This is a genomic window from Modestobacter marinus (assembly GCF_011758655.1).
GTDB lineage: Bacteria > Actinomycetota > Actinomycetes > Mycobacteriales > Geodermatophilaceae > Modestobacter > Modestobacter marinus.
The window spans coordinates 463,313-476,623 of record NZ_JAAMPA010000002.1 but is presented as its reverse complement, the minus strand read 5'-3'; the positions used below and the strand labels follow the sequence as shown (position 1 = coordinate 476,623).

Genomic DNA, 13,311 nt, shown 5'->3' with positions numbered 1-13,311 from the left:
CGGTCCACAGCGGACGCCGGTCCCGGGGCCGGCGCGGTCCGCTCAGCGCCGGGGACCGGCGGCGAGCTGCCCGCGATGCCAGCATAGATACCCCCGGGGGTATCGGCAAGGACAGTGCGCGACCGGGGGCGGGACGTCCGACCCTGGCCGGCACCGGGCGGGTGCCCGAGCGTGGACCCGTGGCGGCGGTGGTGAGCGACGTCCCCGGTCGTCCGTCCGGGGGACCGCAGCGGGAGCGGACCGGGTGCACCCGGCCGGACACGCCACCGGCCGGGCTGTCGGCTCCCGACGTCGCCGCCCGGGTCGCGGCCGGCCAGACCAACGCCACCACCGCGCGGAACAGCCGGACGGTCGTCGAGATCGTCCGGACGAACGTCCTCACCTTCTTCAACGGGCTGCTCGCCGTGCTCTTCGTGCTCGTCGCCATGACGGGCCGGTGGCAGAACGGCCTCTTCGGCGGGGTGGTCCTCGCCAACGCGGCGATCGGCATCGTCCAGGAGCTGCGGGCCAAGCGGACGCTGGACCGGCTGGCGGTGCTCAACGCCCCCCGGGCCCGGGTGCTGCGCGACTCGGCCGAGTCCGACGTCCCGGTGGCCGACGTGGTGCTCGACGACCTGCTGTGCGTCACCGCCGGTGACCAGCTGGCGGCCGACGGCGTCGTCCGCCGGTGCACCGGGCTGACGATCGACGAGTCCCTGCTCACCGGGGAGTCCGAGCCGGTGGTCAAGCAGGTCGGCGACCCGGCCATGTCGGGGTCGATCGTCGTCGCCGGCCACGGGGTCGTCCAGGCCACGGCGGTGGGCGACGACTCCTACGCAGCCCGGCTGGCCACCGACGCCCGCCGCTTCACCACCGCGCACTCGGAGCTGGTCACCGCGACCGGCCGGTTGCTCCGCTGGATCTCCCTCGTCCTGCTGGTCGTCGGCCCGGCGGTGCTGTGGAGCCAGTTCCGTGCGACGGACAACGTGAGCTGGCAGGACGCCGTCACCGGCACGGTCGCGGCGCTGGTCGGGATGATCCCCGAGGGCCTGGTGCTGCTGACCACGCTCGCCTTCGGCGTGGGCGCCGTGACCCTGGCCCGCCGCCAGACGCTGGTGCAGGAGCTGCCCGCCGTCGAGGGGCTGGCCCGGGTGGACGTCGTCTGCCTGGACAAGACCGGGACCCTGACCCACGGTGACGTGCGCTTCGACGAGCTGATCGCGCTGGACCCCGCCGCCGAGGAGGCACCGGCGGCCGTGGGCGTGCTCGTGGCCGCGGACCCGGCCAACGCGACCGCCGCCGCACTCGCCGCCGCCTTCCCCGCTCCGGGGCCGCGGCCGCTGGACGTCGTGCCGTTCTCCTCGGCCCGGAAGTGGTCCGCCGTCCGGACCGCGGATGCGGTGACCTGGGCGCTGGGGGCCCCGGAGATGGTGCTGCCCGCCCCGGGCCCGGGCGCCCAGCAGGCAGCGCGGGCCCGGGCCGACGACCTGGCGGCCCAGGGACGCCGGGTGCTGCTGCTGGCCCGGTCGCCGGCACCGTGGCCCGCGGACGCCGGGGAGGCCCGGCTGCCGCCGGACCTGGTGCCCGTCGCGCTCGTGGTCCTGGTCGAGCACCTCCGCGAGGACGCCGCCGAGGTCCTCCGGTACTTCACCGACCAGGGCGTGGCGCTGAAGGTGGTCTCCGGGGACAACCCACGGACCGTGGGGGCCGTGGCCGCCGCGGTCGGTGTCCCGGGGGTGACCGGCGCAGCCGACGCCGTCGATGCCCGCACCCTGCCCGAGGACGTGGCCGCGCTGGCCCAGGTCATGGAGGACCGCAGCGCGTTCGGCCGGGTGACCCCGCACCAGAAGCGGGCGATGGTCGCCGCCCTGCAGGAGCGCGGGCACGTGGTGGCGATGACCGGGGACGGCGTCAACGACGCCCTGGCCCTCAAGGACGCCGACATCGGGGTGGCGATGGGCAACGGCTCGCCGGCCACCCGGGCCGTGGCGCAGCTGGTGCTGCTCGACGGCCGGTTCGCACACCTGCCCGAGGCGGTCGCCGAGGGACGGCGGGTGATCGCGAACATCGAGCGCGCGGCCAGCCTGTTCCTGGTGAAGAACGTGTACTCGCTGGTGCTGGCACTGATCGCCGTCGCGACCCTGGGCGCCTACCCGTTCGCCCCCGTCCAGCTCACCCTGATCTCCACGCTGACGATCGGTGTGCCCGGCTTCGTCCTGGCGCTGGCCCCCAACCGGCGGCGCTACGTGCCGGGCTTCCTCCGTCGGGTGCTGACCTTCTCCCTGCCCACCGGAGCCGTCATCGGGTGCACGGCCTACGCGGGGTTCGCGGTCACCCGCTGGCTGGTGCCCGACACGGGCACGGCCGGTGCACGGACGGCGGCGACCGTCGTGGTCCTGGTCGTGGCGCTGTGGACGCTGGGCATCCTGGCCCGCCCGCTCACCACCGCCAAGGCCGGCCTGCTCACGGCGATGACCGCCGTGGCGGTGCTCTCCGTCGCCGTCCCGGACGTCGCCCGGTCCCTCGTCCTGCTCGAGGTGACCGCGCCGTCGTTGGGCATCGGGCTGGCGGTCGGGGTGACCGGTGCGCTCCTCGTCGAGGTCGTCCACCGCTGCGTGCCCTCGTCGACCGCGCCGGGGGAGGCGGTCCCCGCTCGCCGGCAGCGGGTCCGCGGGGGGACGGCGGTGACCACCTCCGGCGCGCACGAGGTCGTCACCGCCGACGGCCGGCCCGACCCGGCCGGGACGGCGGCCCGACGAGCAGGGGAGTGCTGAGGATGTGGGTCAGGAACCGCCTGGTGAACCCGGTCGTCCGCGCGCTGGGGCACGGCCGTGCGCACCGGTTGCTCGGCCGGCACCTGGTGCTGCTGTCCTACGCGGGTCGTCGCACCGGGCGTCGGTACGAGCTCCCGGTCATGACGGCGCCGGCCGGGGAGGACCTGGTCGTCGTGGCCGCGGGCGCCGACGGCAAGACGTGGTGGCGGAACTTCGGGCCGGAGCCGACCGACGTGCTCGTGCGCGTCGCGGGGGGCGAGCAGCGCCGGAGTGCGCGCCGGCTCGCGCCGGCGGATGCCGGGTACCCCGAGGCCCTGGTGGCCTACCAGCGGACCTTCCCGCGGGTGCACGTCCCGGTGGGGAGCCCGGTCGTCGTGCTGGCCCCGCGCGCGGCGGGCTGAGCGGCCACGACGGTCGGCCCGGCCCCCAGCGGTGGGCGGGTGGCTGCTCGGCGGCGGGTGGCTACTCGGCGGCGAGCGCGAAGTAGCTCTCCTCCTCCTGGAGGAAGTGCAGTTGCAGCAGGGCGTGCAGGCCGTAGAGGCAGGCCAGGAGGTCCTCCCGGCGCTCGGGGTCGATGGCGGTGGCCCCGGAGAGCGCATCGAGGTGGATCTGCAACCGGCGGGTGAGCCGGCCGATCTCGGCGTGCGCCCTGCTCATCGGCGCCACCGCCTCCCCGGAGCCCAGCGTGCGGGCCAGGGCCGGGTAGAGCTCGGTCTCCTCGGCCTCCTCGTGGGGCACCAGTCGCTCCACCAGCCCCGTCCGGGCCCGGTGCAGCGCCTCGACGGCCTGGGGGAACGGGCCCTCGACCAACGCGTCGGCGGCCTCCCGCACCAGCGGGAGCAGCTGGTGCAGGTCGTCCTGCTCGGTGGCGAAACGGCGCAGCAGCGTGCGGGTGGCCGGCGGCACGGGCCGGCCGCCGACCTGCCCCCCGCGCAGCGCCCGGAGTGCGTTGAGGATGACCGCGACGTCGATCCCCTCCTGCAGCAGGGCCCCGAAGGCAGGCGACAGCAGGCCCACGGCGGCCAGCGCCATCGCCACCAGGGACAGGCCCATGCCGGCGGCCGCGCTCTGCACGGCGACCCGGCGGGCGTACCGGGCGATCTCCATGGCATCGGCGACCCGGTCGATCCGGTCGGTGGTGAGGACGACGTCGGCGGCCTCCGAGGACGCCGTCGCGCCCCGGGCGCCCATCGCCACCCCCACCGTGGCCGCGGCCAGCGCCGGGGCGTCGTTCAGGCCGTCGCCGACCATGACGGTCACCGCCCGCTCCCGCTCGGCGCGGACGGCGGCGACCTTGCTCTGCGGCGTCTGCTGGGCACGCACCTCGTCCAGGCCGAGCACGGCACCGACCTCCTGCGCCGGTTCGGGCCGGTCCCCGGTGAGCATGACCAGCCGGTCGATCCCGGCCGAGCGCAGCCGGCGCATGGTCCGGGCGGCGTCGGCCCGCAGCGGATCGGACAGCAGGACCGCCCCGACCGGCGCGCCGTCGACCTCGACCCAGACGAGGGCGCAGCCGTCCAGCGCGGCGCGGCCCACCGCCGCCCGTGCCCAGCCCGCGCCCGGGGTGTCCTCCCGCTTGCCGACCCGCACACGCCGGCCCCCGACGGCGGCGGTGACGCCGCGGCCGGGCTCCTCGTGCACGTCCCGGGGCAGGGTCAGGGCGAGCCCGCGCGCCCCGGCCTCGGCGACGACGGCCTCGGCGAGCACGTGCGGGGAGAGCTGGTCGGCCGAGGCCGCCAGCCGCAGCACGTCCGGCGCCGTCCAGCCCGGCGCGGTCACCACCTCGGTGACGGCCGGCCGGCCGGCGGTCAGCGTCCCGGTCTTGTCCAGCACGATCGTCCTCGCCCGCCCGAGCTCCTCCAGCGCGCCGCCGCTCCGGATCACGACGCCCAGCCGTGAGGTGCGGGAGAGACCGGAGACGATCGCCACGGGGGCAGCGAGCAGCAGCGGGCACGGGGTGGCGACCACGAGCACGGCCACGGCCCGCTCCGGCGCCCCGCTGACCGCCCAGGCCAGCCCCGCGACGGCCAGGGCGAGGGGCAGGAACCAGGCGGCCAGGCGGTCGGCCAGCCGGACCACCGGCGCACTGTCGGCGCCGGCCTGCTGGACCAGGGCCACGATCCCGGCGTAGGTGCTCTCGGCCGCCGGCAGCGTGCAGCGCAGCTCGAAGGCGCCGCCGGCGTTCACGGTGCCGCTGCGGACGGCGTCCCCGGCTGCCCGCTCCGCCAGCTCGGGCTCCCCGGTCAGGGCCGACTCGTCCAGCACCGCGTGACCGGACTCGACCGTCCCGTCGACCGGGAGGACCTCACCCGGCCCCACCAGCACGCGGTCGCCGCGGACCACCTCGTCGACGGGCACCTCGGACAGGACGTCGCCGACCCGGCGGCGCGCCGTCCTCGGCGCCCGCTCCAGCAGCGCCCGCAGGTCCCGGGTGGCCCGTCGCTGCGCGGCCGCGTCCAGGGCCCGGCCGGTCGCCAGCATGACCGCGATCAACGCACCGGCCAGGTGCTCGCCGACCGCCAGCGTCCCCAGCAGGGCCAGCAGGGCGAGCAGGTCCACCCCGAGATCGCGGCGCAGGAGGCCGGCCACCACCCACACCGCCGACGGCACGACGGCGACCACGGTCGCCGCGGCCCACAGCACGTCGTCCCAGCGTCCGCCGCCGGCCACCCAGGCGACGCCACCGGCCGACAGCAGACCCGACGTGAGGGCCAGCAGCGCGGGTTCGACCCACCGGCGCCAGCTCACCGCCGCGTTCCGGTGGCGGGACGTGGCCACCTCGGACACGCGCTCCTCCGCCACCGCCGGTCAGCTGCCTCGGCCGCTCTGGCCCTCCGGCCGGCGCAGCAGGCTCACCAGCGTCGTCGTCCCAGCGGCATCGGTGATCTTCAGTGCCGCTCCCCGGGGGAGGAGGTCGAAGAGCACCTCCTGCGGCGACTGGACCAGATGGCGCATCACCACCGGGTGGTGCGGCGGCCTCCCGCCGACCGAGATGACCAGCACGTCGTCCCGGTGGTCGTAGGTGATGCCGTGGAACGGCAGACGGTCCACCACCGGGTTGTCACCGCCGTCGGCGTCCAGCACCTCGAGGGTCACGTCGTGTCCCGCGTGGTCGGCGCTGAGCCGGTTGGTCAGCTCGGGCCAGGCGCTGCGCTCCACGGCTGAGGTCGTGGTCATGCTCGTCCTCCAGTCAGGGGGTCGTCCGGGGGGCACGGTGCGGCGTGCCGGACCGTGCCCGTCGCCGGCTGCTCACATCACCAGGTGCGCCGGCTGGCCCGTGACCTGCTCGAGGTCCGCGGTGGCCACCGCCAGCAACCGGCGGCCGAGGTCGTCGAGGGCACGCGCGACGGCGATCTCGTCCCCGATCTCCGGGACGTCCGGGTCCGCGGGGTCCAGCCGGGCGAAGCCCACGCCGACCAGCTCGTCGGTGTCCCGGGTGCGCAGGTGGGCCACGGCACGGGTGCGCCCGTCGTGTTCCCCGATGTCGATCCGGAGGGTCCAGGTCTTGGTGGCGTCCACGTCGGTCTCCTCGCTCGGGGCGGTGGGGGTCCACTCTGCGGTCGTGGTGGGCCCGCCCGACGCGGTCGAAGGGCTGCGGGTCCCGGGACCATCGACCCGGCGTCCCCGTCCTGTCCCGGGCCCCTGGCGGGCCCGCTCGACCGGGCTTCACGGCCGGCCGTCGAGCCCGACGGCGGCCCGCACGCCACCGGGGCGGACGGCGCCCCGCGTCCGGAGCCCGGTGGCCTGCGACGCGGGTCCGCCGTCCGGTGACGTGCCCTGCCCAGGGGGATCGTCGGCCCGTCAGCTGTGCCGGTCGACGAGCCGCTGGTCGCGGTGCCCGGTGGGCAGGGCGGCGAGCTCGCCCAGGGCCCACGTCACCACGACGGCTGCCATGAACAGCGCCAGCAGGGTCTCGTCGGTCTCGGCCCACAGCGCGGCGATCCCGAGCCCGAGGGCGACCACGCCCGCGGCGAGCGCGGCCCGGTGTCGTGGTCCGGGCGCGAACGCGTCGCGGCCGGCGACCAGTGCGGCGGCGAGGCCGAGGACCAGGCCGGTGGCGGCCATGCCGCGCGGGTCCTGGATGAACGGCATCTCGTCGGCGACGAGGTAGCCGATGTAGGGCACCACGATCAACGCGACGAGCACGGTCGCGGCGATGTTGCGGGGGGTCGCGCGCATGGGTCTCACCTCACAGGGGAGCGGGTTCCGACGTGTCCACCCTGACCGGGAGGTGCGGCCGGCACCGCTGCCCAACGACCCGGGACGACCCGTCGGACGACCGTGGCCGGCGGTGCCCTAGGTCATCGGTCCACCGGGACGCGGCCGCGCCCGGCGTCCCTCGTCGGTCCGGCGCGGGCAGGCGGGGATCGGGACCTTCGACCCTGATCCGGCGGCGCGGGGCGGCCCCTACTGTCGGTGCAGGACGACGACGTCGCTGCCCGTCGGGGCAGCCGGGAGGCGGGGTGCCCCGGTGACCACCACCGACCAGGACGCAGGGACGGAGATCCGGGTCTTCCTCCTGGACGACCACGAGATCGTCCGCCGGGGCGTCGCCGAGGTCCTGGAGACCGATCCCGCCGTGCGCGTCGTCGGGGAGGGGAAGAACGCGGCCGAGGCGCTGGCGCGGGTGCCGGCGCTGCGCCCGGACGTCGCCGTCCTGGACGTGCGCCTGCCCGACGGGGACGGCGTCTCCGTCTGCCGCGAGCTGCGCTCGAGGATGCCCGACCTCAAGGTCCTGATGCTGACCAGCTACAGCGACGACGAGGCGCTCTTCGACGCCATCATGGCCGGCGCCTCCGGCTACCTGCTCAAGCAGATCCTCGGGCAGGACCTGGTCAGCGCCGTCCGGACGGTGGCCGCCGGCGGGTCGCTCCTCGACCCGACCGCCACCGCAGCGGTGCTGGCGCGGATGCGCCGGCCCACCGAGCCGGCCGGCCCGCTGTCCAAGCTGAGCGACCAGGAGCGCACGGTCCTCGAGCTGATCGGGGAAGGGCTGACCAACCGGCAGATCGGCGAGCGGATGTTCCTCGCGGAGAAGACGGTGAAGAACTACGTCTCCCACCTGCTCGCCAAGCTCGGTCTCGAGCGGCGGACCCAGGCGGCCATCCTCGCCACCGAGCTGCGCGGCACCGGCACACCGTCGGCCCGCGGCTGAGCACGACGACAGACCCGGGAGGACGCCGGGTCAGCCCTCCTGGTGCACCGGCAGGGGTGCGTGCCAGGACAGCGACGTGCCGCCCTCGGGCAACGGCCGCACGGTCGTGGCGCCACCCCACCGCTGCGCGCGCTCGGTCAGGTTCCGCAGCCCACTGCGCGCCACGGTGGCCGCGATGCCCCGCCCGTCGTCCCGGACCTCGACGACGACCTGGTCGGTGACGTCGACGGTGACGGTGACCTGCCGCGCGCCGGAGTGCCGCGCGGCGTTGCTCACGCCCTCCCGGACGACCGCAGCGACGTCCACGGCCAGCTCGCCGGTGACCAGGCTGTCCACGGCTCCGGACATCCGCACGGTGGAGCGCAGGTCGCCCGCGGAGGCCGTGACGATGTCGAGGACCTGACGCCGGAGGCCGCCGGCGTGGTCGGCGCTGTCGGTGGTGTGCAGGTCGAAGATCGTGGTGCGGATGTCCCGGACGGTCTCGTCGAGCTGGTCCACCACCAGCCGCAGCCGCTGCTGGAGGGCCTCGTCGCGCACCCGGGTGGCGACCGCCTGCAGGCTCAGGCCGGCGGCGAACAGGCGCTGGATGACGTGGTCGTGCATGTCCCGGGCGATCCGGTCGCGGTCCTCGTACACGTCGAGCCGCCGGGCGACCTGCTGCCGGACCGCCATGTCCAGGGCGAGCGCGACCTGGTCGGCGAACTCGCTGATCAGCGGGGCCGTGGCCCGGTCGAAGGCGTCGCTGCCACCCCGTCGCGCGGCGACGATGACCGCGGCCTGCGCGTCGGTGCTGCGCAGCGGGACGCCGATGGCCGGCCCCCAGGCGATGTGCGCGTTCGGGCCGGTGTAGTCCATGCCGGTCATGTCGAGGGTCACCGCCGTCTCGGCATCGACCACCGCCTTCAGCGCCGGGGCGTCGACCGGGTCGAGCCGGCGACCGGTGACGTCGACGAGCCCGTCCCCGTGCTGCGCCTGCACCTCGTAGGTGCCGTCCCGCGGGTCCGGCCCGGACATCAGCCAGACGCCGTCGGCGTCCACGAGCTCGGCGACCCGTTCCACGACCAGGTGGAGGACCGTCGCCGGCGCCATCCCGCTCAGGACGTTGGACCGGACCTCTCCCACGGCCGCGAGCCAGCGGCGGCGGACCTCGCCCTCCCGGTAGAGCCGGGCGTTGTCCACGGCGACGCCGGCGGCCCCGGCCAGGGCCTCGAGCACCGCCGAGTCCTCGGCGGTGAACTGGCCGCCGTCCCGCTTCTCCGTCATGTACAGGTTGCCGAACACGGTCCCGCGCACGAGGACGGGCACCCCGAGGAAGGTCCGCATCGGCGGGTGGTGGGCCGGGAAGCCGACGGAGGCAGCGTGCTCGCTCAGATCGGCGAGCCGGAGCGGCCTCGGGTCGGTGATCAGCTGCCCCAGGAGGCCCTTGCCCTCCGGGAGGTGGCCCATGGCGGCGCGCAGCTCGTCGTCGATCCCGACCGTGATGAAGGCGCCGAGACCTCCCTCGGGCCGCAGGACGCCCAGCGCTCCGTACCGGGCGTCGACCAGCCGGGCGGCCGCCGCGACGATCTGGCGCAGCGTGGTGTCGAGGTCCAGGCCGGCGGAGACGCTCAGGAAGGCGTCCAGGAGGTCCTGCACCCGCGCCTGGGTGCGCGCCACGGCGGCCAGGCGCTCCTGGACCTCGTCGAGCAGCTCGGTGAGCCGCATGGCAGCGAGGGGCGAGGAGTCGTCGGGGCGGCCGTCGCCCCCGGGGAGTCCGGATGCCCTGTCCGAGGTGGTCATCGCCACCCACGATCCCAGCCGGGCAGGCTGCCGAACACCCCCCGACTCGCGCGATCTGGGCCACCTCGACGGCCCGGGCCGGCGGCGCCGCCCGGGTCCCGTCCCCGGGTCCACCCGGTGCCGGGCGCCCGTCGTCAGGGCCGGGAGCCGACCGCCGACGACGGCTGGTCGCCGGCAGCCCGCGGCAGCGGGTCCGCCGGCCGCGGGTGGCGGGTCAGGACCGGGCGGGCAGCGCGAGGGCGCGAACGGTCCCGCGCTCGTGGACGTCGCCGGCCGGCGGCACCAGCAGCACCGGGACGACGGACTGGGCCAGCACGGAGCGCAGCGGCCCGGGCAGCGGCTCGTCCCGCGACCCCCGGCCGACGACCAGCAGCTGGGCGTCCCGACCGGCGTCGAGCAGCCGCTGGGGGGAGTCGGCAGCTCGCTCCTCCAGGCGCACCCGGACGGCCGGGCAGGTGCTCTGCAGTCCGCGGCAGGCCACCGACAGGTCCACACCGGCCGGCCGGTCCCCGGGAGTGGACCGACGCAGGTCCGCCACGACCAGGTCACTGCTGCGCGTGGCCGCCTCCAGCAGCGCCGCGGAGAGCAGGTGCCTCGTCGCGGCATCATCGTCGCTGTCAACGCCCACGACCACGGGGGCGCTGCCGTCCCGGCGCACGGTGGCGGCCGCGGACAGGACCGGGCTGACGGACCGGCGGAACACCGCCGCCCGCACCGGGCCCAGCACCTCCGCGAGCCGCCCGTCCCCGCGGGCACCGAGCACCAGCAGGGTCGCCCTCAGCGACTCGGCCACCAGCACGGTGACAGCGGGGCCGTCGACGACGGCCGCGCTGACCCGCACTCCGGGGTGCTCACCCGCCAGCACGTCCCGCAGGCGGCCGAGACCTGCGGATGCCGCCTGTCGGGCCGCCTCCCGGCCGGCCGGTCGCGACACGGCCGGTGCGGTCGGGGTCCGGGTCGGCCAGTCGAAGGCCCGCACGAGGCGCACCGGCAGCAGGCGCCGGCGTGCGATCTCGACCCCGGTGCGGGCCGCCACCTCCGCCAGGGGAGAGCCGTCGACGCCGACGACGACCGGCGGGAAACGCCCGGTCAGGTCCACGTCGTCCCCCCGCGGCCGTCGGACACCGGGACGGGGGCGCCCCGGTCCCTCGTCGAGTCGTGCCCCCGCGTGAGGCGACCGTCCTGGTCGCGGACCCGGGCCGGCCGGCCCCGCGTGCAGGAGGAGACGACGTCGTCCCGGTGTCTGCGCCTGATGTCGGGGTGTGGTTCGGCGAACCCGATGCGCAGCAGCATCTGCGGGTGGGACTCCCAGGTCGCACCGGAACGGAGCCGGGCGCGGGTCATCGGCACCTCGAGCGCCTGGGTCAGCGGGCTGGCGGCCCAGCCGAGGCGGGTGAGCTCCAGGAGCACCCGTTCCAGCGCCTCGCCGGAGCGCAGCCACGCCATCGGGTCGTCGGCACGCGAGGTGAGCAGGACGAACGTCCGGTCCTCCCCGGAGTCGCTGTCGACCGTCCGCCGGCGCGACCCGTCGACCTGGCCGGCCGGCGGGGGGACCCGCCCCTGTGCCCGCCACCTCGCCAGGTCGGCGCGGCAGCCGGGGTCGCCGGCCAGGACGGCGTCGGCCTCCCGGGTGAGCTCTGCGACGAGCCTGCGCCGCTCCTCGGACCGCACGGTCACCAGGGCGCCGTCCTCCGCGGCGGCGGCCGCGCGGAGGTGGTGCAGCAGCTCGTCGGGCACCTCCTCGGCGAGGAAGCCCGCACGGTGGGTCCGGCGCAGGTGGAGAGCGTCGGCCAGCACCGGGAGGCGGGGTTCGGGCGCGCCGGGCACCGGGCGCACCACGGCGGCGACGTCAGGGTCGTCCGGCCGGGGGAGGCGGTCGGTCTCGACCGCCCAGCCCCGCGCCGCCAGGGCCACCCGCACGTTGAACAGCGCCGCCCCGAGGCTCTGCAGGAGCTCCCGCCCGCTCGGGTCCAGCGACGGCAGTTGCCGGGTGCGGTCCGCGCGCAGCTCCAGCCGGTCCCGGTGCAGCACGATCAGCCAGGGCTGGCTGCCGTGCACCGACGGCGCCAGCAGGGCGGCGTCCGCGGCGTCCTCGAGGGCCCGCATGCGTTCGTCCACCTCGAGCTCGGGAGCAGCCGGCCCGACGGGCTGCGCTCCGGGGGGCGACGTCCGGCTGGTCTGGGTCGACATCGGACCTCCATCGGTTCGGTGCCCCCCAGCGTCGGTCGACGCCGGCCGCTCCGCCCGGGGTCGCGGGTCACCGCCGGGCAGGACCTAGGGCCCGAGCGCCGGCCCCGACGGGTCCGTGCGTCGGCGGCGGGTCCTTCGACCCTTCAGCACGCCCCGGCACGCGGGCAGACTGCGCGCGTCGTCCCCGTCGCGGCCGATCCGCGGGGTGCCCAGTGGTCAGGCGAGGAGCGCAGTGGTGGAACCCGCCCGGCCGGTCGTCCTCGCGCTCAACGTGGGCTCGTCGTCGCTCCGGGCAGCCCTGCGGGTCCCGGAGCTGAGGGTGCGCGCGCACGCGGCGGAGCTGAGCCGGGCGGCGGGTGAGCTGGCGCTGGACGGGCCCGGTGGGGGGCGGGAGCGGATCGCCCTGCCGGACGGCTGGGACTCCGCCCTCCCGGCGTTGGCCGGGGCGTTGGCCTCCCGGGCACCGCAGCCGGACGTGGTCGTCCACCGGATCGTCCTGGGCAGCGACCTGCTGGTGGGCCCGCGTCCGGCCGACGGCGCCCTGCTCGCCCGGTTGCGGGCGGAGTCCCACCGGGCGCCGCTGCACCTGCCCCGCCAGCTCGACGTCGTCGACCGGGCACGGCGGTGTTGGCCCGGGGCCCGCATCGTGCTCTGCCCGGACAGCGGCTTCCACCGGCAGCTGCCGGACGAGGCCGAGGTCCTCCCGCTGCCGCCGGACGCACGTGCCTCCGGTCTCCGGCGGTGGGGCTTCCACGGCCTGGCGGTGCAGAGCGTCGTCGACCGGCTCCCGGACCTCGGTCCTGCGGTCGTCGTCCACCTGGGCAGCGGGTGCAGCGTCACCGCGGTGGCCGACGGCCGTCCCCGGCACACCACGATGGCGATCAGCCCGGCCGGCGGCGTCCCCTCGCTCACCCGCAGCGGGGACCTGGACCCCGAGGTCGTGCTGCAGCTCCTGGAGGCCACCGGTGGGGACGTCGACGCCGTGCGCCGCACGCTCAACCAGCGCTCCGGGGTGGCCGGGCTGTCCGGGGGCCGCACCGACGTGCGCGAGCTGCTTCGCGCGGCCGATGCGAGCGCCGACCTGGCGCTGCGGGTGTTCGTCCGGGACGTGGCCATGGCCGTCGCCGCTGCGGTGACCGCCCTCGACCGCTGGGACGCGGTCGTCTTCACCGGCGGCATCGGCGCCGGATCGGCGGTCGTCCGGGACCTGGTCTGCGCCCGTTTGCTGTCGCTGCGGCAGGGCGCCGCCGGGCACCCGGGACCGCCGGCCGCGCAGTTGGCGGCGAGCGGTGTGCGCGTCGTGGTCGAGCACGTCGACGAGGAAGCGGTGATGGACCGGCTGGCCCGGGCGGTGCTCCGGGGGGACGCCGCCGGACCGGACGGGGCCGCGCCGGTGGCGCGGCCCCGGTGACGGTCGCGGACCCACCACGCCGC

General features: G+C 76.6%; 11 protein-coding genes. 4 read left to right on the top strand and 7 right to left on the bottom strand.

The annotated features are described in order from the left end of the window. The first annotated feature begins 179 nt into the window (after positions 1–179). Both FB380_RS18220 and FB380_RS18215 read left to right on the top strand, forming a co-directional pair. The gene (locus tag FB380_RS18220) at positions 180–2,753 is read left to right on the top strand and encodes an HAD-IC family P-type ATPase (protein ID WP_208383681.1); all 2,574 of its coding nucleotides are present in this window, start codon (positions 180–182) and stop codon (positions 2,751–2,753) included. A gap of 23 nt (positions 2,754–2,776) precedes the next feature. After that, positions 2,777–3,154 carry a nitroreductase/quinone reductase family protein gene (locus FB380_RS18215; protein ID WP_166756747.1) on the top strand — a complete coding sequence of 126 codons (378 nt, stop codon included), beginning with the start codon at positions 2,777–2,779 and terminating at the stop codon, positions 3,152–3,154. A 61-nt stretch (positions 3,155–3,215) separates the two neighbouring features. On the opposite strand, the gene FB380_RS18210 is transcribed toward FB380_RS18215, so the two are convergent. The 4 genes from FB380_RS18210 to FB380_RS18195 form a co-directional block, all read right to left on the bottom strand. Then, positions 3,216–5,540, bottom strand: a complete 2,325-nt coding sequence (locus FB380_RS18210; protein ID WP_208383680.1) for a heavy metal translocating P-type ATPase — start codon at positions 5,538–5,540, stop codon at positions 3,216–3,218. A 21-nt stretch (positions 5,541–5,561) separates the two neighbouring features. Next, on the bottom strand, positions 5,562–5,930 hold the full coding sequence (locus FB380_RS18205) for a DUF5335 family protein (RefSeq protein ID WP_166756746.1): 369 nt from the start codon (positions 5,928–5,930) through the stop codon (positions 5,562–5,564). Positions 5,931–6,002: 72 nt separating this feature from the next. Then, entirely contained in the window at positions 6,003–6,272 is a 270-nt protein-coding gene (locus FB380_RS18200; RefSeq protein WP_166756745.1) for a DUF1876 domain-containing protein, read from the bottom strand. Positions 6,273–6,554: 282 nt separating this feature from the next. Next, a complete protein-coding gene (locus FB380_RS18195; protein ID WP_166756744.1) occupies positions 6,555–6,932 on the bottom strand; it encodes a hypothetical protein in 378 nt (125 codons plus the stop codon). A 292-nt stretch (positions 6,933–7,224) separates the two neighbouring features. Here FB380_RS18195 and FB380_RS18190 point away from each other — a divergent pair, with 292 nt between their 5' ends. Further along, positions 7,225–7,908 (top strand): response regulator, encoded by a 684-nt coding sequence (locus FB380_RS18190; RefSeq protein WP_308423050.1) that lies wholly within the window; start codon positions 7,225–7,227, stop codon positions 7,906–7,908. Between the two features lie 30 nt (positions 7,909–7,938). Here the strand turns inward: FB380_RS18190 and FB380_RS18185 are convergent, their stop codons facing one another. The 3 genes from FB380_RS18185 to FB380_RS18175 all read right to left on the bottom strand — a co-directional run bounded on the left by FB380_RS18185 (position 7,939) and on the right by FB380_RS18175 (position 11,877). Next, positions 7,939–9,687 (bottom strand): GAF domain-containing sensor histidine kinase, encoded by a 1,749-nt coding sequence (locus FB380_RS18185; protein WP_166756743.1) that lies wholly within the window; start codon positions 9,685–9,687, stop codon positions 7,939–7,941. Positions 9,688–9,901: 214 nt separating this feature from the next. After that, positions 9,902–10,786, bottom strand: a complete 885-nt coding sequence (locus FB380_RS18180; protein ID WP_166756742.1) for a universal stress protein — start codon at positions 10,784–10,786, stop codon at positions 9,902–9,904. Then, entirely contained in the window at positions 10,777–11,877 is a 1,101-nt protein-coding gene (locus FB380_RS18175; protein ID WP_166756741.1) for an Acg family FMN-binding oxidoreductase, read from the bottom strand. Before FB380_RS18175 ends, FB380_RS18180 begins: the two co-directional genes overlap by 10 nt. A 235-nt stretch (positions 11,878–12,112) precedes the next feature. Here FB380_RS18175 and FB380_RS18170 point away from each other — a divergent pair, with 235 nt between their 5' ends. Further along, the gene (locus FB380_RS18170; RefSeq protein WP_166756740.1) at positions 12,113–13,288 is read left to right on the top strand and encodes an acetate kinase; all 1,176 of its coding nucleotides are present in this window, start codon (positions 12,113–12,115) and stop codon (positions 13,286–13,288) included. Positions 13,289–13,311 lie beyond the last annotated feature (23 nt).